The 24075-nt window shown below is 69.2% G+C and carries 22 protein-coding genes; 13 read left to right on the top strand and 9 right to left on the bottom strand.

Features of this window, described 5'->3' with window-relative positions:
* Nucleotides 1-22 precede the first annotated feature (22 nt).
* Both BJ988_RS21775 and BJ988_RS21770 read right to left on the bottom strand, forming a co-directional pair.
* On the bottom strand, nt 23-229 hold the full coding sequence (locus BJ988_RS21775; protein ID WP_179659987.1) for a hypothetical protein: 207 nt from the start codon (nt 227-229) through the stop codon (nt 23-25).
* Complete coding sequence (locus tag BJ988_RS21770) at nt 222-1067, bottom strand: multinuclear nonheme iron-dependent oxidase (protein ID WP_179659986.1); 846 nt, start codon at nt 1065-1067, stop codon at nt 222-224. Before BJ988_RS21770 ends, BJ988_RS21775 begins: the two co-directional genes overlap by 8 nt.
* Nucleotides 1068-1192: 125 nt before the next feature.
* Here BJ988_RS21770 and BJ988_RS21765 point away from each other — a divergent pair, with 125 nt between their 5' ends.
* A complete protein-coding gene (locus BJ988_RS21765; RefSeq protein WP_179659985.1) occupies nt 1193-3466 on the top strand; it encodes a transglycosylase domain-containing protein in 2274 nt (757 codons plus the stop codon).
* A 45-nt stretch (nt 3467-3511) separates the two neighbouring features.
* On the opposite strand, the gene BJ988_RS21760 is transcribed toward BJ988_RS21765, so the two are convergent.
* The 4 genes from BJ988_RS21760 to BJ988_RS21745 form a co-directional block, all read right to left on the bottom strand.
* Entirely contained in the window at nt 3512-4363 is an 852-nt protein-coding gene (locus tag BJ988_RS21760) for a GTP-binding protein LepA (protein ID WP_179659984.1), read from the bottom strand.
* Between the two features lie 201 nt (nt 4364-4564).
* The gene (locus BJ988_RS30650) at nt 4565-5767 is read right to left on the bottom strand and encodes a lytic transglycosylase domain-containing protein (RefSeq protein ID WP_179659983.1); all 1203 of its coding nucleotides are present in this window, start codon (nt 5765-5767) and stop codon (nt 4565-4567) included.
* A gap of 112 nt (nt 5768-5879) precedes the next feature.
* Complete coding sequence (locus BJ988_RS21750; RefSeq protein ID WP_179659982.1) at nt 5880-6956, bottom strand: HAD family hydrolase; 1077 nt, start codon at nt 6954-6956, stop codon at nt 5880-5882.
* On the bottom strand, nt 6913-8133 hold the full coding sequence (locus BJ988_RS21745) for a PucR family transcriptional regulator (RefSeq protein ID WP_179659981.1): 1221 nt from the start codon (nt 8131-8133) through the stop codon (nt 6913-6915). Before BJ988_RS21745 ends, BJ988_RS21750 begins: the two co-directional genes overlap by 44 nt.
* A gap of 289 nt (nt 8134-8422) precedes the next feature.
* Between BJ988_RS21745 and BJ988_RS31600 the strand changes: the two genes are divergently transcribed.
* From BJ988_RS31600 to BJ988_RS21695, 10 genes are all read left to right on the top strand, one after another.
* Nucleotides 8423-10192 (top strand): ABC transporter permease, encoded by a 1770-nt coding sequence (locus BJ988_RS31600; protein WP_179659980.1) that lies wholly within the window; start codon nt 8423-8425, stop codon nt 10190-10192.
* Nucleotides 10192-11034 carry an MlaE family ABC transporter permease gene (locus BJ988_RS21735; protein WP_179659979.1) on the top strand — a complete coding sequence of 281 codons (843 nt, stop codon included), beginning with the start codon at nt 10192-10194 and terminating at the stop codon, nt 11032-11034. The genes BJ988_RS31600 and BJ988_RS21735 overlap by 1 nt, the downstream gene beginning before the upstream one ends.
* Entirely contained in the window at nt 11031-12320 is a 1290-nt protein-coding gene (locus BJ988_RS21730; protein ID WP_179659978.1) for an MCE family protein, read from the top strand. Before BJ988_RS21735 ends, BJ988_RS21730 begins: the two co-directional genes overlap by 4 nt.
* Nucleotides 12317-13348: an MCE family protein gene (locus BJ988_RS21725; protein ID WP_179659977.1), complete on the top strand. Its 1032-nt coding sequence runs from the start codon at nt 12317-12319 to the stop codon at nt 13346-13348. Before BJ988_RS21730 ends, BJ988_RS21725 begins: the two co-directional genes overlap by 4 nt.
* The gene (locus BJ988_RS21720; protein WP_246321545.1) at nt 13348-14361 is read left to right on the top strand and encodes an MCE family protein; all 1014 of its coding nucleotides are present in this window, start codon (nt 13348-13350) and stop codon (nt 14359-14361) included. Before BJ988_RS21725 ends, BJ988_RS21720 begins: the two co-directional genes overlap by 1 nt.
* Nucleotides 14358-15404 (top strand): MCE family protein, encoded by a 1047-nt coding sequence (locus BJ988_RS21715; protein WP_179659975.1) that lies wholly within the window; start codon nt 14358-14360, stop codon nt 15402-15404. The genes BJ988_RS21720 and BJ988_RS21715 overlap by 4 nt, the downstream gene beginning before the upstream one ends.
* Entirely contained in the window at nt 15404-16762 is a 1359-nt protein-coding gene (locus BJ988_RS21710; RefSeq protein ID WP_179659974.1) for an MCE family protein, read from the top strand. The genes BJ988_RS21715 and BJ988_RS21710 overlap by 1 nt, the downstream gene beginning before the upstream one ends.
* Nucleotides 16762-17901: an MlaD family protein gene (locus BJ988_RS21705; protein WP_179659973.1), complete on the top strand. Its 1140-nt coding sequence runs from the start codon at nt 16762-16764 to the stop codon at nt 17899-17901. The genes BJ988_RS21710 and BJ988_RS21705 overlap by 1 nt, the downstream gene beginning before the upstream one ends.
* A 79-nt stretch (nt 17902-17980) precedes the next feature.
* The gene (locus tag BJ988_RS21700) at nt 17981-18571 is read left to right on the top strand and encodes a hypothetical protein (protein ID WP_179659972.1); all 591 of its coding nucleotides are present in this window, start codon (nt 17981-17983) and stop codon (nt 18569-18571) included.
* Nucleotides 18568-19071, top strand: coding sequence for a hypothetical protein (locus BJ988_RS21695; RefSeq protein WP_179659971.1), 504 nt, complete (start codon nt 18568-18570; stop codon nt 19069-19071). The genes BJ988_RS21700 and BJ988_RS21695 overlap by 4 nt, the downstream gene beginning before the upstream one ends.
* 82 nt (nt 19072-19153) lie before the next feature.
* Here the strand turns inward: BJ988_RS21695 and BJ988_RS21690 are convergent, their stop codons facing one another.
* The 3 genes from BJ988_RS21690 to BJ988_RS21680 all read right to left on the bottom strand — a co-directional run bounded on the left by BJ988_RS21690 (nt 19154) and on the right by BJ988_RS21680 (nt 20527).
* The gene (locus BJ988_RS21690) at nt 19154-19549 is read right to left on the bottom strand and encodes a peptidoglycan-binding domain-containing protein (RefSeq protein WP_179659970.1); all 396 of its coding nucleotides are present in this window, start codon (nt 19547-19549) and stop codon (nt 19154-19156) included.
* A gap of 310 nt (nt 19550-19859) precedes the next feature.
* Complete coding sequence (locus BJ988_RS21685; RefSeq protein WP_179659969.1) at nt 19860-20105, bottom strand: hypothetical protein; 246 nt, start codon at nt 20103-20105, stop codon at nt 19860-19862.
* Nucleotides 20102-20527, bottom strand: a complete 426-nt coding sequence (locus BJ988_RS21680; RefSeq protein ID WP_179659968.1) for an SCO6045 C-terminal-like domain-containing protein — start codon at nt 20525-20527, stop codon at nt 20102-20104. The genes BJ988_RS21685 and BJ988_RS21680 overlap by 4 nt, the downstream gene beginning before the upstream one ends.
* A 155-nt stretch (nt 20528-20682) precedes the next feature.
* On the opposite strand from BJ988_RS21680, the gene clpB reads away from it, so the two are divergent.
* Nucleotides 20683-23274 (top strand): ATP-dependent chaperone ClpB, encoded by a 2592-nt coding sequence (gene clpB / locus BJ988_RS21675; protein WP_179659967.1) that lies wholly within the window; start codon nt 20683-20685, stop codon nt 23272-23274.
* Nucleotides 23275-23362: 88 nt separating this feature from the next.
* A complete protein-coding gene (locus BJ988_RS21670; RefSeq protein ID WP_179659966.1) occupies nt 23363-23944 on the top strand; it encodes a chloramphenicol phosphotransferase CPT family protein in 582 nt (193 codons plus the stop codon).
* The last annotated feature ends 131 nt before the right edge of the window (nt 23945-24075 follow it).

Raw genomic sequence — 24075 nt, 5'->3', positions numbered from 1 at the left:
TCAGCGCGGACTCAGCCCGGACTCAGTCGCCGCCGCCGCAGCTGCCACCGTCGCCGCCGCAGCCGCCTCGCTCATGAATGTGCTTGCCGTCATCGGTGCGTTTTCGCCTCTCGTGTTCGCCGTCGAGGTCGATCATGAAGCTGATGAGGACGATCAGGATCGGGCCCAGGACCGGCGTCAGGAAGATGACGGCGAGCACGATGATGAGCCAGGTGGGCATGTCAGCCACGGGTGAGGACCGCCTCGGTGAGCTTGGTGAACTCGGGGTCGACGGTCTCCGGTGACACGTCGGTGTCGCGTTCGAGCATGATCCCGGGGAGCGGGCGCCCGGCGTACGCCTCGACCGCGGTCGTGAGCAGCGACAGCACCGGCGGTGGCATGGGATGGGCGTGGGTGTCGAGATAGAGACCGTCGCGCTCGGTGCCGCCGGCGACGTGCAGGTAGGCGACCGCGTCGAGCGGGAAGCGGGCGAGATCGGCGACCGGGTCGGAGCCGCGGGCGGTCGCGGAGGCGTAGAGGTTGGCGACGTCCAGAACGAGACGTACGCCGGTGCGCTCGACGAGCTCGGTGAGGAAGTCGGGCTCGTTGAAGGTGTCCTCGGGCCAGGTGAAGGTGGCGGCGATGTTCTCGACCGCGAGCGGCACGGGCAGCTGGTCCTGCGCGATCCGGATGTTGTCGACGAGCACGTCGAGCGAGTCGGGCGTACGCGGCGGCGGCAGCAGATGGCCGGCCTCGAGGACGTCGCCATGGAGCGGGTCGGGGGAGTCGCTCGCCCGCACGAAGGCGACGTGCTCGGACACGAACGGGCTGCAGAGGGCCTCGGCGAGCTCGGCCAGCCGGGTGAGGCGGTCCGTGGCGGGGCGGTCGGCGCCGGCCAGGCCCAGCGTGACGCCGTGGGCGACGACCGGGACGCCGAGTTCCAGGACGGCCCGCGGGATCTGCATCGGCGCGGTGTTCTCTGCGATCACCTCGGTGAACCCGAGACGGCCGGCCGCGGCGTACGTCTGGAGGAGGTCGGCGATTCCGGGTCGCCATGCCACGGCGACGCCGGAGACCGAGGGATTCACAGGCAGAAGTGTGGCGCATCGACCGTGGGCGGTGTTGGCCTTTCCGGTATCCTGAAAGACCTGTTCTCCGATCGTTTCGCAACCCTCGCCGGTCCTGGCTCGAGGCCCGGGTAGGAGCCCCCATCTTGGCGCGCAAAGTCGTCCGTTCCCTGCCGTTCCATCGCGTCGTGATGCGGTTCGCGGCCTTCATCGGTGTCGCGGCGGCGACGGGCCTGGTCGCCTCCGGGATGGCGATCCCGTTCGTCCACCTGACCGGGGTCGCGGCCAAGTCGGGGGTCGAGGCGATGAACGACCTGCCGCTCGACATCGACATGGGCGAGCTGTCGCAGACGACTCGCATCCTCGACGCGCACGGCAAGGTGATCACCACCCTCTACGACCAGAACCGGTCCTACAAGGTGCTCGACCAGATCTCGGCCAACATGCCGAAGGCGCTGCTCGCGATCGAGGACACCCGCTTCTACGAGCACGGCGCGATGGACCTCAAGGGCACGCTGCGGGCGCTGCTGCGCAACTCGGCCTCGGAGTCGGGTTCGGTGCAGGGTGGTTCGTCCATCACCCAGCAGCTGGTCAAGACCACGCTCGTCTACGGCGCCGACACCGACGAGGAGCGTGCCGCCGCGACCGAGAAGTCCACGGCGCGCAAGATCCGCGAGCTCCGCTACGCCATCTGGCTCGAGGAGCACCACGACAAGGACTGGATCCTCGAGCGCTACCTCAACGCGGCGTACTTCGGTGACTCCGCCTACGGTGTGCAGGCGGCCGCGAAGCACTACTTCGGCGTCGACGCCGCCGACCTGACCTGGGGTCAGGCCTCGATGCTCGCCGGCATGGTGAAGAACCCCACCGGCTACGACCCGACCGACTACCCCGACGCGACCGTGGCTCGACGCAACCTGGTGCTCGAGCGGCTGGCCCAGGTCGGCGACCTCCCGCGCGCCGAGGCCGAGAAGCTCAAGGAGAGCGAGCTCGGGCTCAATGTGCAGGACAGCCGCAACGGCTGCTTCGGGTCGTCGGCGGAGTTCTTCTGCGACTACGCGCTGCAGTGGCTGCTCGCCGACGAGTCGCTCGGCGAGACCGAGGCCGAGCGCTGGCGGCTGCTGCAGACCGGCGGTCTGACGATCAAGACGTCCCTGGACTCGAGCTTCCAGAAGGCGGCGCAGCGGTCGGTGAGCGGTCGTGTCTCGCCGACCGACAACGCGGTCGGTGCGCTGGCGATGGTCGAGCCCGGCACCGGCAACGTCAAGGCGCTCGCGCAGTCGCGGCCGATGGGGGAGAACCGGAGGAAGGGCGAGTCCTACCTCAACTACCTGGTGCCGAAGGAGTACGGCGACGCCAACGGCTTCCAAGCGGGCTCGACGTTCAAGGTCTTCGTCGGCGCCGCGGCGATCGAGAAGGGCTTCCCGCTCCGGCAGGAGATCCCGTCGCCGCCCAAGAAGACGTTCAACCAGGCGTCCTTCGCCAACTGCCCCGGCCAGGGCAACTTCAGCCCGAACCCCTACCCGGTCGGCAACTCGACCACCTCGGGCAACAAGAACCTCTACACCGGCACCCGGGAGTCGGTGAACACCTTCTACGTCCGGCTCGAGCAGTTCACCGGCGTCTGCGCCCCCTACACGCTCGCGAAGAAGATGGGCATCAGCCTGACCGATCCCGCCCACGAGCGGGTGCCGTCGTTCACCCTCGGACCGGTCGATGTGTCCCCGCTGGAGATGGCCGAGGCGTACGCGACGTTCGGCGCCCGCGGCAAGCACTGCGACTCGCGCCCGGTGACCGCGATCATCGGCCCTGACGGGAAGACGATGAAGGAGTACGCCTCCTCCTGCGAGCAGGTGATGCGGCCGAGCACGGCAGACGCCATGAACGACATCCTCCGCGGTGTGCTGCAGCCGGGCGGCTTCGGGCAGAAGCTCGCGCTGAGCGTGCCGTCGGCCGGCAAGACCGGCACCACCAACAGCAACCGCGCGGTGTGGTTCAACGGCTACACCCCGAAGCTCGCCACCGCGTCGATGATCGCCGGTGCCAACTACGAGGGCAACTGGGTCACCCTCAACGGGCAGCGCCTCCGTGGCGGCTACGTCGCCTCGGCCTCGGGCTCCACCGTCGCCGGCCCGATGTGGGCCGACGCGATGCGGGCGGTCGACAACAAGCTGGGCTCCGCCAACTTCGTACGTCCTGGTGCCGCTGTCGTCAACGGCAAGGGCATCAAGATCCCGAAGGTCGAGGGTCTCTCGGTCGCCAAGGCCACCGCCCGGCTCAAGTCGGCCGGGTTCAAGCCCGTCGTCGGCAAGCGGGTGCGGTCGCACTGGAAGAAGGGCACGGTCGTCGGCACCGTTCCCGGCAGCCGGGCGATCAAGGGCGCGACGGTCGAGATGCTCGTGTCGAGGTGGCGCAGGTGACGGGTGGATGTTCACCGAGGCTCAGGACATCGCCTCGGTGAGCATTCAGGCAGCCGCGCGCGCCCGGGCCGCCTCGACGGCATCGCGGAAGGCGCTGGTGACGTAGTCGGGGACGGGGAGGCCGCGGTCGCGGGCCCAGAGGAGCTCCTGCTCGACGCGGGCGACGTCGGCGGCGAGGTCACGGCCTGCGTGGTCGACGCCGAGGGTCTCCATGACGTCGCCGAAGTCGGCGAGCTGGGTCGCGTTGTTGACCCCGACCGGCGCGAAGGAGATCCGGCGCATGCGTCGGACCAGCCACTTCTGCCAGGCCGAGAGCGTGGCCCAGTGGGCGCGGGCGGAGAGCTGGTAGAAGGCGTAGTGGCCCGGCTCCTGACGCTTGATCGGCGCGATGACCGTCTCGGCGACGGCCCGCTCTCCGGTCTCGATGACTCCGTCGTGGAGCAGGTTGTAGGCGATCACGGCCGAGCGCTCGGTGGCCATGCCGGTCAGGTAGTAGAGCATCCGGCAGACGTCTTGGAACGGCTCCAGATGGGCCAGCAGGCCGAGCACCTTCAGCTTCAGACCGACATGGTCGAGGTCGGTGGTCGCCGGCGGGCGGCCGAGGATCTGCTGCAGTCGGTCGAGGATCAGGCCGTGCTGGATCTCCTGCGGCTGCCACACCTCGGCGTAGAACCGCTTGTCCACCTCGGGCGGGTTGGGGAGCATCGTGGAGATCTCGAGTACGTTGCGGTCGACCTCGAGCTCGACGCGCGCCATGTAGTCGAGGACGTGACCGAAACGGGCCCCGAAGCCGGCCGGGTCGTTGACGGTGAAGTCGACGGAGTCCATCGGGATCGGCGGGTGTTCCTCGCCGAGGCGCGCGACATGAGCGACGAGCCGGTCGTTATCGGTCAGCATGGAGACACTCCTGGTGGTGGGTCCGGCCGCGCCACCAGTGTGCCTGTACCGGGTGAAGTTGTAACGCGATTTAGTCCAATCGAGAAGTGTTGGCCTCGACACGTTCCGCGGGGGCTGCTCCGACGGCTCGACCGGCAGAGGAGGGATGGTCGAGCCGACCGCGGACGGGCGTGCCGAGGCCAACACGCTGGGGGCCGAGTCTCAGGAGGCGCCTGCGGAGCCCTCCGGGCCGGCGGACTCGGTGGCGGACTCGGTCTCGCTAGGCGTCTCGGTAGGTGTCTCGGTCGGTGTCTCGGTCGGGGTCGGGTCCTCGGTTGGCGTGTCCGTGGGGGTCTCGGTGGGTGTCTCGGTCGGGTCTTCCGTCGGAGGATCCGTGGGCGAGCCGGACGGATCCGGGCCCGAGGTGGGCGACGGGCCGCCGGACCCGCCGCCGGGGGAGGGTGAGCTCGACGGCGCGGGTGCGGAAGGCGTGGTCGTGCCGCCGCCGGGAGTACCGGTGCCCTTCTCTCCCGAGGACGAGCCACCCGGAGAACGTCGGGGCGGCTGGGCGCTGGGCGAGGCGCCGGAGCGCGGCTCGTGATCGGAGGAGGGGATCTGCGCGGCGGGCAGGACGACACCGGTCGGTGTCTCGAAGGTGCCGAGCCGATAGCCGTCGGCGATCTGCAGGACGGCCGAGGCGTACGCACCGCTGCGGTTGTAGCGCAGCACCGCCGAGCGCTTCCCGGCCTCGGTGGACAGGTCTGCCGAGCCCGAGCAGAGGTAGACCGCGGCCGCGAGCGCGGCATCGTCGACGTCCTGCGGGTCCCGGCGGCCGTCGGAGTCGGCGTCGACCCCGACCTCGGACCAGGTCGAGGGAATGAACTGCATCGGCCCGACGGCGCGGTCGTAGGTCAGGTCACGGTCGTACGCCCCACCGTCGGTGTCCATGATCCGGGCCGTCCCGGAGGCCCCGGTGAGCGGGACACCGTAGATACCCGGCGTCGCGACCCCGGAGGTGGACAGCGTGCTGCCCCCGGCGCGGCCGTGGTCGGACTCGACCCGGCCGATGGCGGCCACGAGCGACCAGTCGAGCCCACAGGCCGAGTCGGCGTCGGCGAGCACGGAGGCCGACCGCTGGTAGGCCGCGAGCGCGACGTCGGGGATGACGCCGGCCGCAGCGTCCGCGGCGAACCCGGCGGGCTTGGCCGCGAGCGTCGGGGTGACCTTCGGAAGAGGCTTGACCGCGGAGACGCTCACCGGTGGCCGCAGCTCGTGCTCCGGCACGTCGACGACGGGCACCTGGGCCACCTCTGCCGAGGCGTCGAGGGGTCGTGGGTCCTGGATCGCATGGATCGTCCAGGCGGCGGTCGCGGCGGCCACGGGCACTGCCGCGACCTTTACGAACAGACCGGCTCGTGGGGTCATCCTCGGTCACATCCTCGGGTGGGGCACAGATCGACGACATCGATCCAGCCACGGATGTGAGCCCCGCCACAATGCTTTCAGCGAGGTCGGGGCAGACTTGGGCCGAAATTACTCACGTAGGTGACAAGTTTCCGGCCCGCATCACGCTGATCGTCCCCACCGCGGCGGCCGTCACCAGGCACAGCAGCGCACAGATCGCCGCGACGACCACCGACCCGAGACCGAGCACCGCCAACCCCAGGCCGACCAGCGCGGGCACCGGTCCGAGCGGCCGGGCGAGCCGAGACCCCGCGACCACCCCGCGTGCCGTCGAGAGCAGGGCGGTGACCCGGCTGACGTCGAGATCCTGCAGGCGTACGCCGCCATCCCCGCCCACCGCCAGGTCGGCCGCTGCCTGCGCCTCGGCGTCCTCCGGGCGAGAGCTCACGACGGCCACCACGTGCCCCTGCTCCTGGAGCTCGGCGACGAGCCGGGCGCGCTTCTCGGGCGCGATCTCGGGATGAGAGCGCTCGATCCCGCACGCCTCGGCCAGATGCTCGGTGTTGCGGGCGGTGTCGTCGGAGACCAGCACCGGGGTGACTCCGAGCGCGGAGAGCCGGGAGATCGCCGTCCGCGCGTTCTCGCGGGGCTCGTCGCCGACGACGAGGTAGCCCAAGGGTCGCCCGTCCAGCTCGACCCCGACGACCACACCGAGGTCGTTGCGCTCGGCCATGCCGACCCAGGCGGGCCGTCCGACGCGTACCGGATGCCTGTCGACCGATCCCTGCACGCCACAGCCCGGCACCTCCTCGAAGCCGCTCACCTTGCCCCGGGGCGAGAGCCGGGCGATCGCCCGGGCCAGCCGGCCCTCGGCCTCGTGCTCCAGCGCACCCGCGAACCAGCGCAGGTTGCGGACATGGTCGGGGTCCAACGGGTCGACCGTGGTCACCTTCAGCCTGCCGGTCGTCACCGTGCCCCACCGGTCGAGCACCACCGCATCGACCTTCGCGGCCGACGCCCACGCGGGTCCGGGCACCGCCTCGATCCCGGACTGGCGCCCGACCCAGCCTGCGACGACGCGCGGAAACCGCGCTCCCAGGACGTACGCCGCCAACGCCCCGACCGCGAGAACGACCAGCTCCAGCATCACCACGATCACCCCGAGGTCATCCGGTCTGCTGCTGGTAGCGGTCGAAGTCGCTCTGGTCACCGGCGACCCAGAGCGGCACGCTCGCCTTGAGCAGCAGGAGGAGCTGGGTGACGAACTCGGGGTCGCGCAGAGACTCACCGAAGAGCTCGTTGATCCGCTTCCAGCGATAGCGGATCGTCTGCGGGTGCACCCCGAGCACGGCCGCGATCGCCGGCGCGCTCTCCCGGGTCTCGAGCCAGACCAGCAGGGTCTCGGTGAGGATCTCGCGGGAGTTCTCCGACTCCGCCAGAAGCGGCTCGAGCAGCTCCTGGGCGAGCTGACGGCGCATCACCGGCTCGGCGTGGAGCCAGATCTCGGTGCGGTAGGCGAGGCAGTCGATGACCGGTTTGGCCGGGATGACCCGTGCGTTGACCAGCGCCAGGGCACGGTTGGCCCAGCGCCAGGCGGCGGGGACATCCTCGGGCGGCACCGGCCAGCAGACCGAGACCCGGGACTTCGGCCCGGCTGCTGCCCGCACCTGTTTGGTGATGGCTGCGGCGTCGTGAGGCGGGCAGATCACCACCTGGGTGGGCTCACGACGGCGGGTGAGGGCGGTGGCGGACAGGGCGTCGGCGGCGATCCGGCCGCCGTCTCGCAGCTCGACCGCCATGACCGTCACCTTCTCGGGCAGGTCCCACTCGCCCAGCGCCGCCTGCACCTCCATCTCGGCGGCGGAGGCGCCCGACAGCATGCGATCGATCAGCCGCGCTCGGGCGACGTCGTTGTCCTGGTCGCGCGCCTCGGTGCCGGCCTCGAAACCGGCCGTGACCTGAGCGGTCAGGTGGTCGACGTACGCCGTCATCATCTCGTTGAGCGCGTTCAGCGCCGCCGCGGAGAGCTCGTTCTCGACCGCCCGGCGGCGCAGCTCGTCCCAGAGCTCGGTGGTGGCCATGTCGATGCCCCCGTCGACGATGGCCCGGGCCTCACCGAGAGCGGCGACCCGGAAGCCGACCTTGCGGAAGTGGTCGTCGATCGCGGTGTAGGGCGCGGCTCGCCCGAGGCCGAGGTCGATGAAGTGCGACATCGCGCCGTGCACGGCGGTGAAGATGATCTCCTCGAAGCCCTCGGTCTCAGCGGGCAGGCTCTCGCGCAGGTGACGGGTGATCTGGAGAGCGATCGGCCGCACCTCGCTCTCCAGGCTCTTCAGCATCCACACGGCCGACCCAGGAAGACCGGGAGACCGCTGGGTCTGCGTCATATCGTGCTCCGCTGCACGTCATGCTCCTTCGTCCAACAAGCCCGAGAAGGTATCGACCACCATGGCACGCCTTTGCCTTGCCTGCCCCTGAAATTCGGTACGACTGTGCCGCCGTGCGGCCGAACGGGGTAGGTGCACCGGGTTTCGGCCGGGCTGATTTGTCATGCGCATGACAAAACACGGCACTGATTTGACCCTCGATCGATTTATCTCTCCCCTGTGACCGGGGCCACACGTACTGTCCGATCGTTGACGCACCCCACAACGGCAGAAACAGGGAGGTCCCGCGATGGGCGGCACCGTGGAGGTCACCGGACTCACCAAGAGCTTCGGGTCCCAGAACATCTGGAGCGACGTGACCCTCACGCTGCCCCAGGGCGAGATCACCGCACTGCTGGGCCCCTCGGGCACCGGCAAGTCGGTATTCCTGAAATCGCTGATGGGGCTGTTGCGGCCCGAGGCCGGAATCTGCCTGGTCGACGGTGTCGACATGGTCAAGGCGCGCGAGTCCCAGCGCCAAGAGCTGCGCAAGCGGTTCGGCGTGCTCTTCCAGGACGGCGCGCTGTTCGGTTCGATGAGCGTCTTCGACAACGTCGCCTTCCCGCTGCGCGCCCACACTCGAAAGCGCGAGTCGGAGATCAAGCAGATCGCATGCGACAAGCTCGACCTGGTCGGCCTGATGGGCCAGGAGCACAAGCTGCCCGGCGAGATCTCCGGCGGGATGCGGAAGCGTGCGGGCCTGGCCCGCTCGCTGGTCACCGAGCCCTCGATCATCCTGTGCGACGAGCCCGACTCGGGGCTCGACCCGGTGCGTACCGCCAACCTCGCTCAGCTCCTCGTCGACGTCAACGCGGCCACCGACGCCACGATGCTGGTGGTCACCCACAACATCGAGCTGGCGCGTACGCTCCCGGACAACCTCGGCATGCTCTATCGGCGCCGGCTGGTGATGTACGGCCCGCGGGAGGAGTTCCTGCTCACCGACCACCCGGTCGTCTCGCAGTTCATGAGCGGTGACCCGATCGGGCCGATCGGGATGAGCGAGGAGACCGACCACGGCGTCAACGACGACTACGTCGAGGGCCAGGCCTACTACCCCGCCGGGGGAGTGGCGACCGTGCGCGCCGGTGCCCGCGCCATCGAGGTGCTGCCCCGCCAGCTCGCCCCGGCCAGCGGCGCGCCTCGCGAGGGGGCGGCGCGACACGCGGACCGGGTCGCGAGCGGAGCCGCGGCGCTCTACACCGCCGATGACGACGAGGTTGACCGAGCCCCGGCGGCGGTCAAGACCAAGGACCCGGTCAGCCGGGGCCTCGACAAGGTCGGGGCGCTCTTCGCGCTGGGTCTGGACACCTTCCGAGCCGCCTTCCGGCGACCCTTCGCAGCCCGCGAGCTGCTCGACCAGTTCTGGTTCGTCACCTCCGTCTCCTGGATCCCGGCGATGCTGGTCGCGATCCCCTTCGGAGCGGTGATCGCGCTGCAGCTCGGCACGCTGACGGTGCAGATCGGGGCACAGTCCTTCACCGGAGCCGCCTCCGTCCTCGCCGTCGTGCAACAGGCCGCGCCGATCGTGACGTCGCTGGTCATCGCGGGGGCCGGCGGGGCGGCGATCTGTGCCGACCTGGGATCACGGACGATCCGAGACGAGATCGACGCGATGCGAGTGATCGCGGTCGACCCGATCCAGGCGCTCGTCGTGCCACGCGTGCTCGCCTGCGTGCTCGCGGCGGTGCTGCTCAACGGTCTGGTCAGCGTCGTCGGCGTCCTGGGCGGCTACTTCTTCAACGTCATCATCCAGGGCGGTACGCCCGGGGCGTACCTCTCCTCCTTCACCGCCCTCGCTCAGCTCTCTGACCTATGGGTGGGCGAGATCAAGGCGGTCCTCTTCGGGCTGATCGCCGGTCTCGTCGCCGCGTTCTGTGGGCTCAACACCAAGCCCGGGCCGAAGGGGGTGGGTGAAGCGGTCAACCAGTCGGTCGTCGTCACCTTCATGCTGCTCTTCTTCGTCAACACCGTGATCACCATGCTCTATCTCGAGCTCGTTCCTGGGAAGGGTGCCTGATGGCGACCGTCGATGTGGTGAAGAAGCGGTCGCGGTTGGACCGCTCGCTCGACGGGCTCGTCCAGAGCGGCCGGGACATCCGGTTCTACGGCAAGGTGCTGGTCGGCATCCCGTCGGCGATCAGGAACTACCCGCGCGAGATCCTCCGGATCCTCTCCGAGGTCTCCTTCGGCACCGGCGCGCTCGCGGTCATCGGCGGCACGATCGGGGTGATGACGGGGATGAGCATCTTCGTCGGCACGGTCGTCGGCATGCAGGGGTACGCAGCGCTCGACCAGATCGGCACCTCGACCCTCAACGGGTTCATCTCCGCCTACTTCAACACCCGTGAGATCGCCCCGCTGGTGGCGGCACTGGCGATGTCGGCCACCGTCGGAGCCGGGTTCACCGCCCAGCTCGGCGCGATGCGGATCAACGAGGAGATCGACGCGGTCAAGGTGATGGGGCTCGGCACGATCCCCTACCTGGTCTCCACCCGGGTGGTCGCCGGCTTCGTCGCGATCATCCCGCTCTACGTCGTCGGGTTGCTGACGTCCTACGCCGGCTCGCGACTGGTGACGGTCTACTTCCACGGGCAGTCGGCCGGGACGTACGACCACTACTTCCAGCTCTTCCTGCCGCCCATCGACATCCTGCTCTCGTTCGGGAAGGTGCTGATCTTCTCGATCCTGATCATCCTGATCCACTGCCGGCTGGGCTTCTACGCCAGCGGCGGACCCTCCGGGGTCGGGATCGCGGTCGGGCGCTCGGTGCGACGGACCATCGTGGTCGTCGCGCTGCTCGACCTGGCGCTGTCGATGGCGATGTGGGGCGCGACGACGACGGTGAGGATCGCGGGATGAGCCTCTCGAGAGTTCGTGATGCGTTCCTCGGCCTGTGCTACCTGGCTGTGGTGGCCGCGGTGGGGCTCGGCGCCTGGCTCGCCTACGACCAGACCTTCGTGGACCGCTCCGAGGTCACGCTGACCACCGGCACCCTCGGCAACGCCCTCCAGGAGGGCTCCGACGTCAAGCTGCGCGGGGTGCCGGTCGGCACCGTTCGCACCGTCTCGGCGCGCGAGGGCGGCGCCGAGCTGACGCTGGCGCTGGAGCCGGCGGCCCTCTCCGACCTGACGACCGACACCACCGCCCGGCTGCTGCCCAAGACCCTCTTCGGCGAGCGCTACGTCGCCCTGCAGCCCACGGCGGGCGGGCCGGAGCTGGAGGCCGGCGACGTCATCGAGCAGGACCGTTCCGACGAGGCGGTCGAGCTGGAGCAGGTGCTCGACGAGCTGCTCCCCGTCCTGAAGGCGATCCAGCCGCACAAGCTCAACGCGACGCTGAGCGAGCTGGCCACGATGCTGCGCGACAACGGCGACGACATCGGCGAGGCCTTCTCGGCGTGGGCCGACTACCTGCAGAGGCTCAACCCGCTGGTGCCGCAGCTGACCGACGACCTGGCCTCACTGGGACGGGTCGCGGGCCACTTCGAGGAGGCGGCGCCGGACCTGCTGGACGCGCTGGACACCATGACGATCACCGCGAGCACCCTGGTCGACCAGCAGAGACAGCTCGCCGAGACGTTCCGGTCGGTGACCACGACGGCGTCGGACACCGACCGGTGGCTCGAGCGCAACCGCGAGACGATCGTGGTGCTCTCCGACACCTCGCGCGACGCGCTGCGCGCGGTCAGTCCGTACGCCTCGTCCTTCCCCTGCCTGTTCAGCGCGCTGCGCGACTACGCGCCGGCGATGGCCAAGAACCTCGGCAAGGGGACCGACGAACACGGCGTCCACGCGCTGGTCAGCGTCTCCGACATCCGGCAGCCCTATCGCCCCGGCTACGTCCCGAAGCTGCGCACCGGCGGCCCGCGTTGCCCGTACGTCACCGGCCGGACCGGCACCCAGCCGGCGGTCACCGGAACGGCGGACACGGCGGACACGGTCGAGCAGATCGAGGCGCCGCCGACGGACCGGGTGCGCACCTTCGGTGCGACCACGGGGCTGGGGGAGCAGAACTCCAAGGGCGAGAACCAGCTGATCGCCGAGGTGATGGCACCAGCGGAAGGCATGGCACCTGATGAGTATCCGACCTGGTCGAGCCTGCTGCTCGGCCCGGCCCTGCGAGGCACGGAGGTGATCGTGCGATGAGAAGCGGCACTGGCGGCTCGGTTGCGGTGACACTCACCAAGTCGGTGGTCTTCGCGCTGGTGACGGTCCTGGCGATGGCGGCGCTGGCGACGACGATCTCCAACGGGACGACCTCGTCGGGGCGTACGTTCACGGCGCTGTTCACCGACGCGACCAGCCTCAACAAGGGCGACGACGTGCGCATGGCAGGGGTGAAGATCGGCACCGTGCAGTCCATCGGGCTGCGGCACAACGACACCGCCGAGGTCGTCTTCACCGCGGCCGAGTCGGCGCCGATGGTCGAAGGGACCCGGGCGGAGCTGCGGTTCCGCAACCTGATCGGGCAGCGCTACATCGCCCTCGAGCCAGGCTCTCAAGGCGGCGACCCGTTGCGGGCCGGTTACACGTTCTCGCTCGACGAGACCCGGCCGGCGCTGGACCTGACGATGCTCTTCAACGGCTTCCAGCCGCTGTTCAAGTTCCTCGACCCCGAGGACGTCAACAACCTCAGCGCCCAGATCATCGCGGTCTTCCAGGGCGAGGGAGCGACGGTCGAGTCGCTGCTCTCCTCGACGGCCTCGCTGACCTCGACCCTCGCCGACCGGGACCAGGTGATCGGCGACCTGATCACCAACCTCAACTCGGTCCTCGAGGTGGTCAGTGAGCGCACCGGGATGCTCGACACCACCCTGGTGACGCTGCAGCGTCTGGTCTCCGGGCTGGCCGCGGACCGCAAGACCCTCGGCTCGACCATCGAGGGGATGGGGGAGCTCTCCCAGAGCGTGACCGGGCTGCTGGAGGAGGGGCGCAAACCGCTGCGCGACTCGATCGACTCCCTCGGCGACCTCTCGGGGAACCTCGCCGAGAACGAGGAGGTCTTGACGAAGTTCATGACCACGATGCCCCGGAAGACCGACGAGATCGGCCGAATGGCCACCTACGGCGGCTGGCTCAACTTCTACATCTGCTCCATCGACGGGCGGATCCCGAAACCCGAGGGCTACTACGGCGACCTCGGTGTGGACTCGCCGGCAGGAAGGTGCCAATGATGGCCCGCTATCCGAAGTCGTTCGCCGAACGCAACAAGATCGTCATCGCGGTGATCGGGATCGTCGCCATGACCGGCGTCTTCCTCGCCACGTTCAACGCCGAGGATCTTCCCGTCATCGGCGGTGGCGAGACCTACGAGGCCTACTTCGCCGAGGCCGCCGGGCTGCGTCCCGGCGACGAGGCGCGGGTCGCCGGGGTGAAGGTCGGCGAGGTGTCCTCCCTCGAGCTCGACGGTGACAAGGTGCTGATCAGGTTCCGCGCCAAGGACGTCACGCTCGGCTCGCAGACCACCGCGTCGATCAAGGTGAAGACGCTGCTCGGGCGCAAGTTCCTCTCCCTGGACCCGGGCGGCTCGGGAGATCTCCGCGAGCCGATCCCGGTCTCCCGGACCACCACCCCCTACGACGTCAACGCCGCCTTCTCCGATCTGTCCACGACCGTCGGAGAGATCGACATGGCCCAGGTCGAGGAGTCGATGGAGGCCCTCTCGGAGGTCTTCGAGGACACCCCCGAGGACGTACGCGGCATGGTCTCCGGTCTCACCCGGCTCTCCCGCACGATCTCGTCGCGGGACCAGGAGCTGGCCGAGCTGATGAAGACCACGACCACGGTCACCGACACCCTCGCCGAGCGCAACCAGGAGATCGGGCTCCTGATCGAGGACGGCGACAAGCTGCTCGAGGAGCTGGCCGCGCGCCGGCAGGCGATCCACCAGATGCTCACCTACACCGACGACCTCGCCAAGCAGGTCTCCGGGCTGGTCGAGGACAACCAGAAGCGGCTCCGGCCGGCGCTCGAGAAGCTCGACCAGGTGGCGGTGATCCTGCAGCGCAACCAGGACCACCTCGACAAGGCGCTCTCCCAGATCGGCGCCTACTACCGCGTCGTCGGCGCCTCGATGAGCAACGGCCCCTGGATCGACGTCTACGGCTGCGGCCTCTTCGACGAGAACAACGCGCCGGTGCTCGACAACGACGTCACCCGCGACTGTGTGCCGGGAGGGAAGCGATGAGACTCCGTCGGTTCATCTCAGGGTTCCTCGTGGTCGCCGTCGTCGGCGTGATCGGGTGGGCTGCGGCGTACGGGGTCCGGGAGGGAGGCAAGGGCACCACCTTCTCCGCGCTCTTCGAGGCCTCTGTGGGGCTCTATCCCGGCTCGGACGTGCAGATCCTCGGCGTGCCGGTGGGGAAGGTGACCTCGGTGACCCCGGTCGGCGAGCACGTGAAGGTCTCGATGACGCTCGACCCCGGCCAGACCGCCGCGGCCGACACCGAGGCCGTGATCGTCGCCCCGACGCTCGTCTCCGACCGCTTCGTGCAGCTCACCGAGCCGTACGTCGACGGCCCCGAGCTCCGCGGCGGCACCGTCATCGAGGAGACCGCCGTGCCGGTCGAGATCGACGACCTCTACGCCTCGCTGACCGAGACCGGCAAGCAGCTCGGTCCCGACGGGGCCAACCAGAACGGCGCGCTGTCGCGGTTCCTGGAGGTGATCGCGGCCAACCTCGACGGGCAGGGCGCCGACATCAACCAGGTGATCCGGGAAGGTGCCGACGCCTCCGCGACTCTGGCCGACGTCGACCAGGACTTCTTCGCCACCGTCGAGAACCTCGACACCTTCAACAAGACGCTGCTCGAGCACGACGACGGGGTCGAGGACGCCAACCGCCGGTTCGCGCAGGTCACCGAGTATCTCGCCGAGGACCGCGACGACCTCGCCTCCGCGGTCAGCAACCTCGGCGAGGCGCTGGCGCTGCTGGAGTCGTTCATCGAGGACAACCGGGGCGTGATGCAGACGAGCGTCGAGAACCTGCACGGGCCGACCCAGGTCCTCGTCGACCAGAACGAGTCGCTCGAGGAGGCGGTCGCCACGATCCCGCAGGTGCTGCAGAAGTTCGTCAACGCCTACGACCCGGGATCCAACACCCTGGTCGGCCGCACCAACCTGAACGAGCTGAGCGTCTGGTCCGGTGACGGCCTCACCGGTCAGACCTCCGAGGACGCGCCGCCGGTCCTGCTGCCCGGTGTCGGCTCCGCAGCTGGAGAGGAGCAGTGATGACGAACCTGGCCAGAACCGCAGCGGTCGTCGCGGCCGCCGCCCTGACCCTGTCGGGCTGCGGGCTGGGTGCCGTCAGCGGGGGCGTCTATGAGGCGCCGCTCCCCGGTGGCGCCGACGTGGGGAAGGACCCGATCACGCTGAGCGCCGAGTTCAGCGACGTACTGGACCTGGTCCCGCAGTCCAGCGTCAAGATCGACAACGTCGCCGTGGGCCGGGTCTCCAAGATCCGGCTGACCGAGAACGGCCGCAGCGCGCGGGTGTCGCTGGTGGTCAGGGACGACGTCCCGCTCCCCGCCGGCACCACGGCACGACTGCAGCAGACCTCGCTGCTCGGCGAGAAGTACATCGCGCTGATCCCGCCCGCCACGCCGGTCGCGGGCTCGCCGCTGGGTGATGGCGCGGTCCTCGGGCGGGGCGACACCGAGGCGGCCGCGCAGGTCGAGGAGGTGCTCGGAGCGCTGTCGATGGTTCTCAACAGCGGCGGGATCGCGCAGTTCCAGGAGATCTCTCGCGAGATGCAGAAGATCTCCGACGGTCGACCGGAGGAGATCAAGGCGTTCCTGACGGAGATCAACCGCTTCGTCTCGGTCCTCGACTCGAGGTCGACCTCGATCACGTCGGCGATCGAGTCGCTCAACGAGCTCGCGGTCACCCTGGAGAAGGACAAGGACAAGATCTCCAGTGCGTTGGAGGGGCTCTCGCCCGGGATGCAGGTGCTCGTCGACCAGCGTCCGCAGCTGATCGCGATGCTGAAGGCGCTCGACAAGCTGTCCAAGGTCACCATCCGCACCCTCGACCAGGCCCAGGACGACATCGTCGCCGACCTGAAGCTGCTCGACCCGATCCTCGACCAGCTCGCCAAGGCCGGCTCCGACCTGCCCTATGCGCTGGAGATCCTCTTCACCTACCCGTTCCCCGACGAGGTGCTCAATGCGATCCGCGGCGACTACATGAACCTGTTCATGGTCACGAACTTCCGCACCCCCGCCGGCTGTCAGTCCAAGGGCTGCGAGTGGCTGCAGCCGGGGTCCGACGGCGCGTCCGGCGGCTCGGTCTCCTCCCAGTCCGGGTCGTCGGACGCACCGCCTGGATTGCTGCCGTCGACCAGCTCACCGGTGCCGGGCTCGTCCTCGCCGTCGATCCCGGGGGAGTCGATCCTGCCCTCCGACGGCTCGTCGTCCTCGGACCCGTCCTCAGGCGATCCGTCGCCGTCGGGCTCCGGGTCGACGTCGCCTTCGACCTCGCCCTCCTCGCCGTCCGAGTCGCCGGCCGGCCCGGAGTCGGCGACCTCCGAGTCCTCACCCGACGGAACCGGCTCGGGCCCTGACGCCGGCTCCGTGGAAGGGAGCGAATGATGCAACGGCTCACCGGAGGCGTACGCGTCAAGCTCGGCCTCTTCGTCGCCCTCGCCCTCGTCGGCACGAGCTATGTCGGGGCCCGCTACGTCGGCCTGGACCTGCTCGACGACCCCTATCGCGTGGACGTCTCGCTGCCCGAGGGCGGCGGGCTCTTCGTGAACTCGGAGGTGACCTACCGCGGGGTGCCCGTGGGCGAGGTGACCGACCTGAAGGCAGGGGCCGACGGCGTACGTGCGGTCCTGGAGATCGACGGCGACGCTCCCGCGATCCCGAAGGACGCGACGGTCAAGGTCGCCAACCGGTCGGCCATCGGCGAGCAGTATCTCGACCTCCGCGGCGGCGCGGTGAGCTCTGACCGGCTCTCCGACGGTGACCGGCTCTCCGCCGGGAAGGAGGCGCTGCCGTACGACGCCTCCCAGGTCATCGAGACCGGCCGTGACTTCGTCGCCTCGGTGCCCGAGGAGGCCCTGGTGACGACCATCGACGAGTCCTACCTGCTGTCCCAGGGGGCCGGCTCCGACCTGCGGAAGCTGGTCGACACGTCGCTGTCGTTCCAGAAGGAGGCCGACCGCAACTTCCTGGTCACTGCAAGCCTGATCCGCAACTCAGACCAGGTGCTCGAGACCCAGGAGGAGTCGGCGACCAGCATCAAGGCCTGGAGCAACGACCTCGCGCTCTTCTCCGAGACGCTCGCCTCCTCCGACCAGGACCTGCGCGACCTGATCGGGGCGGCCCCCGGCGCGGCGACCGAGATATCGCTGCTGGTCAAGGAGGTCGGCCAGCCGCTCGGCATCCTGATGAGCAACCTGGTCACTCCCGCGACCCTCTTCGGCACCAACGCCGCCGCGCTCGAGTCGACCTTCGTGACCGTGCCGGAGGCGGTCAGCATCGGCTGGGCGATCAACACCTCCAACGGGGCGCGGCTGAGCCTGATGCCGTCGTTCTTCAACCCGCCGCCCTGCGTCTTCGGATACGAGGGCACCGATCTGCGCGCCGGCACCGATGTGAGCAAGGGCAAGCCGTTCAACACCGCGGCGGGCTGCAAGGCCGTACCGAAAACCACGAAGACCGAGACAGTCGAGCCGGAGACGGTTAGCGTCCCCACCACGCTCGCCGGGCTGATGGGGGAGCGATGAGCGAGCGTCAGCGAGCGAACCTTGGACCTTTCAGCGGGCCGCGTCCGTATTCTGGCGCTTGCGCTACGGAGGTGGCCCGATGAGCACGACAGTAGAGAGACGAAGGGAGGCGAAGGTGGTCGAGCTTGTCGAGACCACAGAAGAGCCGAGGTCGACCCGTGACCGGGTGCTCGCCTGGGCCCTCCCGCTGGTGGCCCTGTGCGTGCTGGTCGCGGGTGCGCTGACCTGGTGGCGGGCGAGCGGCCACGACCAGGAGATGGTCGACGAGGCCGCCCTTCGTGACCGGGTTCTCATCGTCGCGACCAGCCACATCGAGACCCTCAACTCGCTCGACCACCGCAAGGTCGACGAGGGGCTGAAGGGCTGGGCCGCGGTCACCACCGGCACCCTGCACGACCAGCTGACCAGTGTCACCGAGGAGGACCGCAAGGTCCTCGCCGAGCAGAAGAAGATCTCGACCGGCTCGGTGATGGACGCCGCGGTCACCGAGCTCGACGACGACAGCGCGACCGTGATCGCCGCGGTCGAGATCACGGTCCGCGACGGGTCGGGCTCTGCAGAGGACGCCGAGCCGACCGTCAAGCGCAACAGGTTCGCGGCCGACCTGGTCAAGGTCGGGGACGACTGGCTCCTGGAGAGCCTCGAGCAGGTAGCGGTGAACATGTCATGACCACCTACGTACGCCGCTGGGCTCCGTTCCTCGCCGCGCTCGCCCTGATCCTGGGTCTGGGTGCGTTCTGGCAGGCCGACCGGGAGCGGAAGACCGACCACGTCGGCAACCGTGCCGTCGTCGACGCCGAGGCCACCACCGAGGTGCAGTCGGCCGTCTCGACCGGGCTGCTCCAGGTCTTCTCCTACGACTTCTCCGACCCCGGCCCGACCGCCGCTGCCGCCGACGAGTTCCTGGCGGGCGACGCCCGCAAGGAGTACGACCTCCTCTTCAAGCAGCTCCAGGAGAAGGCGCCGGGTCAGAAGCTCACGCTCAGCGCCGAGGTCCAGGTCGCCGCGGTCAAGTCCCTCGATGCCGACTCCGCCGAGCTCCTGGTCTTCCTCGACCAGGCCTCCCAGCGCTCCACCGACAAGGAGTCCTCCATCTCGGCTGCCCAGATCGCGGTGGAAGCGGCCAAGGTGGACGGCCAGTGGAAGGTCACCGCCCTGGACCTCTTCTGACGCCAGCGCCTTCCGCCAGCGCGCGCGGGCCGCGGCCGCGGCCCGCACGCTCATGCCGGTCAGATCGCAGCGTCGGCGAAGATCAGAACGACAGCTTCGCGCACCCGTAGGCCTTGCTGTAGTGCCTCATTGCGTTCCGAGTCTGTGGGCCGTACGTCCCGTCGATGCCGAGGTTGTACTTGTCTTGAACGGCTTCGACAGCTGAGAACGTCTGAACGCCGTAGTAGCCGTCGGGCTCGTCCATCCACGACATCTTCTCGCAGTACTTCAGGCTTGCCTGGAGAACCTTGACGGCGTTGCTGTACGAGCCGGTGTTGTAGACCAGATTGCACTTCACGGAACCGTTGTAGGCGGGCACGTTGTAGTACATGCTGCCGATGAACATTCGCACCGACCCGTTGCACGTGTTGTACGCGCCGGCGGCGCTCGCGGGGGTGGCGGTCGCGAACGTGGCTGCTGAGACCAGGATGCTGGTCATTGCGGCCGCGCTCGCGAGCAGTCGTTTGAGGGATCGATTCATGTCAGAACTACCTTCTGGTGTGGGGGCCGGCAGAACGTGCCTGTCGTTGGTGTCCCCCAACTTCTACAGTGCACCCGGCTCGCCTTGAACCCGTACGTTTCCCGTACCTCCCGACCTGCGGGGTCAACCACTTGTCAGCGGATCTGCCAAGGTCGACGGCCGACGGAAGGTCACCGTCCTAGACCTCTTCTGATGCCGAGTCGGCTCGTTCTGACGAGCTGACTCGGCGCGGATCCTGGTCAGGATGAGCCGAGTCGGCGGGGAGGGGTCAGTCGCCGCCTCCGCCTCCGCCGCAGCTGGAGCCGCCGGATGAGCTGCTGCAGGAGGAGCTACTGCACGAGTGGCGGTTGTCGCCGGAGTCGTAGGAGGAGCCCGACGAGCCCGAGCTGCAGTTGCTGCCGCCGTGGCTCCGGGGGCCTCGGCGGCGCCGGTTGCCGCGGCCGACGCCGACGGCTGCCTTGGTCAGCGCGAAGACGAGCAGACCGAGGATCGCGATGATGATCAGGGATTTCATGTGGAGCTCCGTTTCCAGGTGCGACGTCTGAGGTGCCAGATCTGCGAGCCGAGGCCGACGGTGAGCACCCGGCGGCCGGAGATGTGGGTGAGCGCGATCCGGCGCCGGCCCTCGTAGACCTCGTGCAGGCGGAGCCAGCCGGGGCCGATGGTGGCCAGGAACGTGCGTACGTCGTCGTGGGCGCAGCCCTGCTGCGGGTGCTGCGCTGCCCAGGCGTGGAAGCGGGCGCGCCAGTCCGGGAGCAGGTCGAGCTCGGGGGCGGCATGATGGGCGGCCGAGGAGCGCTTGTGGTGCAGCACCCGCGTCGTCGCGGTCGTCCCGGCGGGATCGAACCCCGGCGGCGTACGTCCGGCCAGCAGGTCGTCGAGGACCTCGCGCTGGCGCGCGGCGAGCTGCTCGCGCACGGCGCCTCGGGAGTCCACGGGAGGAGTGTGCCCGATCGCCGGCACAGTCGGCAGGGCAATGGAAAAAGCCAAACTTGAGTGGAATAGACTCAACTTTGATGTGTTGAGATAGATGCGGGTGACGGGCATCCGCGACAGACTCAGGTGCATCCCCAGGAGGAGAGCAGACACAGATGAGCCAGTTTTCGGCAGAGAAGTTCACCACCAAGGCTCGCGAGGCGATCGAGGCCGCGCAGCTGTCCGCCACGACGGCGGGCAACACCACGACCGAGCCGATCCACCTGCTCGTCGCGCTGCTGCAGCAGGACGAGGGCACCGCCACGTCGATGGTCACCAAGTCCGGTGTGGACGCCGAGGAGCTGTCACGCACGGCGGCCACCGCCCTCGCCGGGCTTCCGCGTGCCAGCGGGTCCACGGTGCAGCAGCCCGCTGCCTCGGGTTCGCTGACCCGTGTCCTGGCCGGGGCGATCACGCTGGCCACGTCCCTGAAGGACGACTATGCCGCCACCGAGCATCTGCTGATCTCGCTGGCCACGGTCGAGTCGTCGGCGCAGAAGGTGCTCAAGGGCGCCGGGCTGAGCGAGAAGGGGCTGCGCGATTCGCTGAAAGCGGTCCGCGGCAACCGCCGGGTGACCAGCCAGGATGCCGAGGACTCCTACGAGGCCCTCGAGAAGTACTCCCAGGACCTCACCGAGGCCGCCGAGCGCGGCAAGCTCGACCCGGTCATCGGCCGTGACTCCGAGATCCGTCGCGTCATCCAGGTGCTCTCCCGGCGCACCAAGAACAACCCGGTCCTCATCGGCGAGCCCGGCGTCGGCAAGACCGCCGTCGTCGAAGGGCTCGCGCAGCGGATCATCGCCGGCGACGTACCCGACTCCCTCAAGGGCCGCCGTGTCCTCTCGCTCGACCTGGCGGCGATGGTCGCCGGAGCGCAGTTCCGCGGCCAGTTCGAGGAGCGACTCAAGGCCGTCCTGGAGGAGATCAAGGCCGCCGAGGGCCAGGTCATCACCTTCATCGACGAGCTGCACACCGTCGTCGGCGCCGGCGCCGGCGGCGACTCCGCGATGGACGCCGGCAACATGCTCAAGCCGATGCTCGCGCGCGGCGAGCTCCACATGATCGGTGCCACGACGCTCGACGAGTACCGCGAGCGCATCGAGAAGGACCCGGCGCTGGAGCGCCGCTTCCAGCAGGTCTTCGTCGGTGAGCCGTCGGTGGAGGACACCGTGCAGATCCTGCGCGGGATCCAGGAGAAGTACGAGGCGCACCACGGTGTCCGCATCACCGATGCCGCTCTGGTGGCTGCCGCGTCCCTGTCCGACCGCTACATCACCGGCCGCCAGCTGCCCGACAAGGCGATCGACCTCATCGACGAGGCGGCGTCCCGGCTGCGGATGGAGATCGAGTCGTCTCCCGAGGAGATCGACCAGCTGCGGCGCGCCGTCGACCGGCTGAAGATGGAGGAGTTCGCGCTCTCCAAGGAGTCCGACGACGCCTCGCTGGAGCGCCACGCCGCGCTGCGCAAGGAGCTCGCCGACAAGGAGGAGCAGCTGCGCGGCCTGGAGGCTCGCTGGGAGCGGGAGAAGGCCTCTCTCGAGGGAGAGGGCGCGCTGCGCAAGCAGCTCGACGCCCTGCGCAGCGAGGCCGAGCGGCTCCAGCGCGAGGGGTCGCTGGGGGAGGCCTCGGAGATCCTCTACGGCAAGATCCCGGCGCTCGAGCAGCAGATCGCCGAGGCGGCCTCGGAGTCGGAGGAGGAGCAGGTCACCGAACGGCTGGTCGGCGAGGAGGTCGCCGCCCAGCAGATCGCCGAGGTGGTCGAGGCCTGGACCGGCATCCCGACCGGCAAGATGCTCCAGGGCGAGCAGGCCAAGCTGCTCGAGATGGAGTCCGTCGTCGGGCAGCGGCTGATCGGGCAGAAGGCAGCGGTCACCGCGGTCGCCGACGCGGTGCGGCGCTCGCGCGCCGGGATCGCCGACCCCAACCGGCCCACCGGCTCGTTCCTGTTCCTCGGCCCGACCGGCACCGGTAAGACCGAGCTCGCCAAGTCGCTGGCCGACTTCCTCTTCGACGACGAGCGTGCCATCGTACGCATCGACATGTCGGAGTACTCCGAGAAGCACTCCGTCGCGCGGCTGGTCGGAGCGCCTCCGGGCTATGTCGGCTACGACGAGGGTGGCCAGCTGACCGAGGCGGTGCGGCGCCGGCCCTACTCGGTGGTGTTGCTCGACGAGGTGGAGAAGGCTCACCCCGAGGTCTTCGACATCCTGCTGCAGGTGCTCGACGACGGCCGGCTGACCGACGGTCAGGGCCGCACCGTCGACTTCCGCAACACGCTCCTCATCCTCACCTCCAACCTCGGCTCGGCCTTCCTGGTCGACCCGGTCATGGATCAGCACGAGAAGCACGAGTCGGTCATGGCGGTGGTCCGGTCGTCGTTCAAGCCGGAGTTCCTCAACCGTCTCGACGAGGTCGTCATGTTCGACGCCCTCTCCCTGGCCGACCTGACCAAGATCGTCGACATCCAGCTCGCCCAGCTGGAGAAGCGTCTGGCCGTACGCCGCATCTCGATCTCCGTCACCCCCGAGGCTCGGGAGTGGCTTGCCGAGACCGGCTACGACCCGGCGTACGGTGCCCGGCCGCTGCGTCGCCTCATCCAGTCCGCCATCGGTGACCCGCTCGCCCGGATGCTCATCGGTGGCAAGGTCACCGACGGTGGCGAGGTCACCGTCGACCGCGACGGCGACGCTCTCACCCTGAAGGTCTGAGGCCGAGACGTCACTCCGGTCGGCCGAGTGGGCACCTAGGTGCCCACTCGGCCGACCTACGTGACGCCTCGGCGAATAGTCTCCTCGCATGCGAAGCGGTCGGATCATCCTGCTCAACGGGGCGTCGAGCTCGGGAAAGAGCAGCATCGGCCGCGAGCTGCTGCCATTGCTCGAGGACCCGTGGTTCTTCGTCCCGGTCGACGAGTTCAGCGGGATGCGGTCGACGGTGCACACGCGCGATCTCGACCAGACCGAGATCGGCGAGATGCTGCGGCGGACCAGGCTCGGCTACCACCGCGCGGTCGCGGCCCTGGCCTCGGTCGGTAACGACGTGATCATGGACTACCCGCTCAGCGAGACCTGGCGTCTCGACGACCTGCTCGAGGTGCTCGACGGCTACGACGTCACCCTCGTCGAGGTCTGGTGCGCGCCCGAGGAGCTCGAACGCCGTGAGGCCGCTCGTGGCGACCGTCCCGCCGGCCTCGCTCGCTCGCAGACGCTCGTCTATTCGCACGGTGCGTACGACATCCGGGTCGACACCACCACCGCCACTCCCGCCGCCTGCGCCAAGGAGATCGCCGAGGCGATCCCCGCGGTCGAGACCCCCAAGGCCCTCGACCGCCTCCGGAAGCGACCCCAAGCCGAGACGTCACCTACGTCGGTCGAGTAGTCACTGCGGTCGGTCGAGAAGTCACGTACGTCGGCCGAGGTGTCATCCACGTGCCAACTCGGCCAGCGGGAGTGACGTCTCGGCCGACGCGGGTGACGTCTCGGCGGAGTCTGGGCGGGCGGAATGGGTGG

It is taken from the genome of Nocardioides panzhihuensis, from assembly GCF_013408335.1.
Classification (GTDB): Bacteria; Actinomycetota; Actinomycetes; order Propionibacteriales; family Nocardioidaceae; genus Nocardioides; species Nocardioides panzhihuensis.
This window is presented reverse-complemented; position numbering and strand designations above follow the sequence as displayed.

Bases quoted from the DNA above. Each gene is read 5' to 3' on its own strand.
- BJ988_RS21760 (WP_179659984.1), bottom strand. From the start codon at position 4,363: ATGCTGACCGATAACGACCGGCTCGTCGCTCATGTCGCGCGCCTCGGC.
- BJ988_RS30650 (WP_179659983.1), bottom strand. From the start codon at position 5,767: ATGACCCCACGAGCCGGTCTGTTCGTAAAGGTCGCGGCAGTGCCCGTG.
- BJ988_RS21745 (WP_179659981.1), bottom strand. From the start codon at position 8,133: ATGACGCAGACCCAGCGGTCTCCCGGTCTTCCTGGGTCGGCCGTGTGG.
- BJ988_RS31600 (WP_179659980.1), top strand. From the start codon at position 8,423: ATGGGCGGCACCGTGGAGGTCACCGGACTCACCAAGAGCTTCGGGTCC.
- BJ988_RS21735 (WP_179659979.1), top strand. From the start codon at position 10,192: ATGGCGACCGTCGATGTGGTGAAGAAGCGGTCGCGGTTGGACCGCTCG.
- BJ988_RS21730 (WP_179659978.1), top strand. From the start codon at position 11,031: ATGAGCCTCTCGAGAGTTCGTGATGCGTTCCTCGGCCTGTGCTACCTG.
- BJ988_RS21725 (WP_179659977.1), top strand. From the start codon at position 12,317: ATGAGAAGCGGCACTGGCGGCTCGGTTGCGGTGACACTCACCAAGTCG.
- BJ988_RS21720 (WP_246321545.1), top strand. From the start codon at position 13,348: ATGGCCCGCTATCCGAAGTCGTTCGCCGAACGCAACAAGATCGTCATC.
- BJ988_RS21715 (WP_179659975.1), top strand. From the start codon at position 14,358: ATGAGACTCCGTCGGTTCATCTCAGGGTTCCTCGTGGTCGCCGTCGTC.
- BJ988_RS21710 (WP_179659974.1), top strand. From the start codon at position 15,404: ATGACGAACCTGGCCAGAACCGCAGCGGTCGTCGCGGCCGCCGCCCTG.
- BJ988_RS21705 (WP_179659973.1), top strand. From the start codon at position 16,762: ATGCAACGGCTCACCGGAGGCGTACGCGTCAAGCTCGGCCTCTTCGTC.
- BJ988_RS21700 (WP_179659972.1), top strand. From the start codon at position 17,981: ATGAGCACGACAGTAGAGAGACGAAGGGAGGCGAAGGTGGTCGAGCTT.
- BJ988_RS21695 (WP_179659971.1), top strand. From the start codon at position 18,568: ATGACCACCTACGTACGCCGCTGGGCTCCGTTCCTCGCCGCGCTCGCC.
- BJ988_RS21690 (WP_179659970.1), bottom strand. From the start codon at position 19,549: ATGACCAGCATCCTGGTCTCAGCAGCCACGTTCGCGACCGCCACCCCC.
- BJ988_RS21685 (WP_179659969.1), bottom strand. From the start codon at position 20,105: ATGAAATCCCTGATCATCATCGCGATCCTCGGTCTGCTCGTCTTCGCG.
- clpB (WP_179659967.1), top strand. From the start codon at position 20,683: ATGAGCCAGTTTTCGGCAGAGAAGTTCACCACCAAGGCTCGCGAGGCG.
- BJ988_RS21670 (WP_179659966.1), top strand. From the start codon at position 23,363: ATGCGAAGCGGTCGGATCATCCTGCTCAACGGGGCGTCGAGCTCGGGA.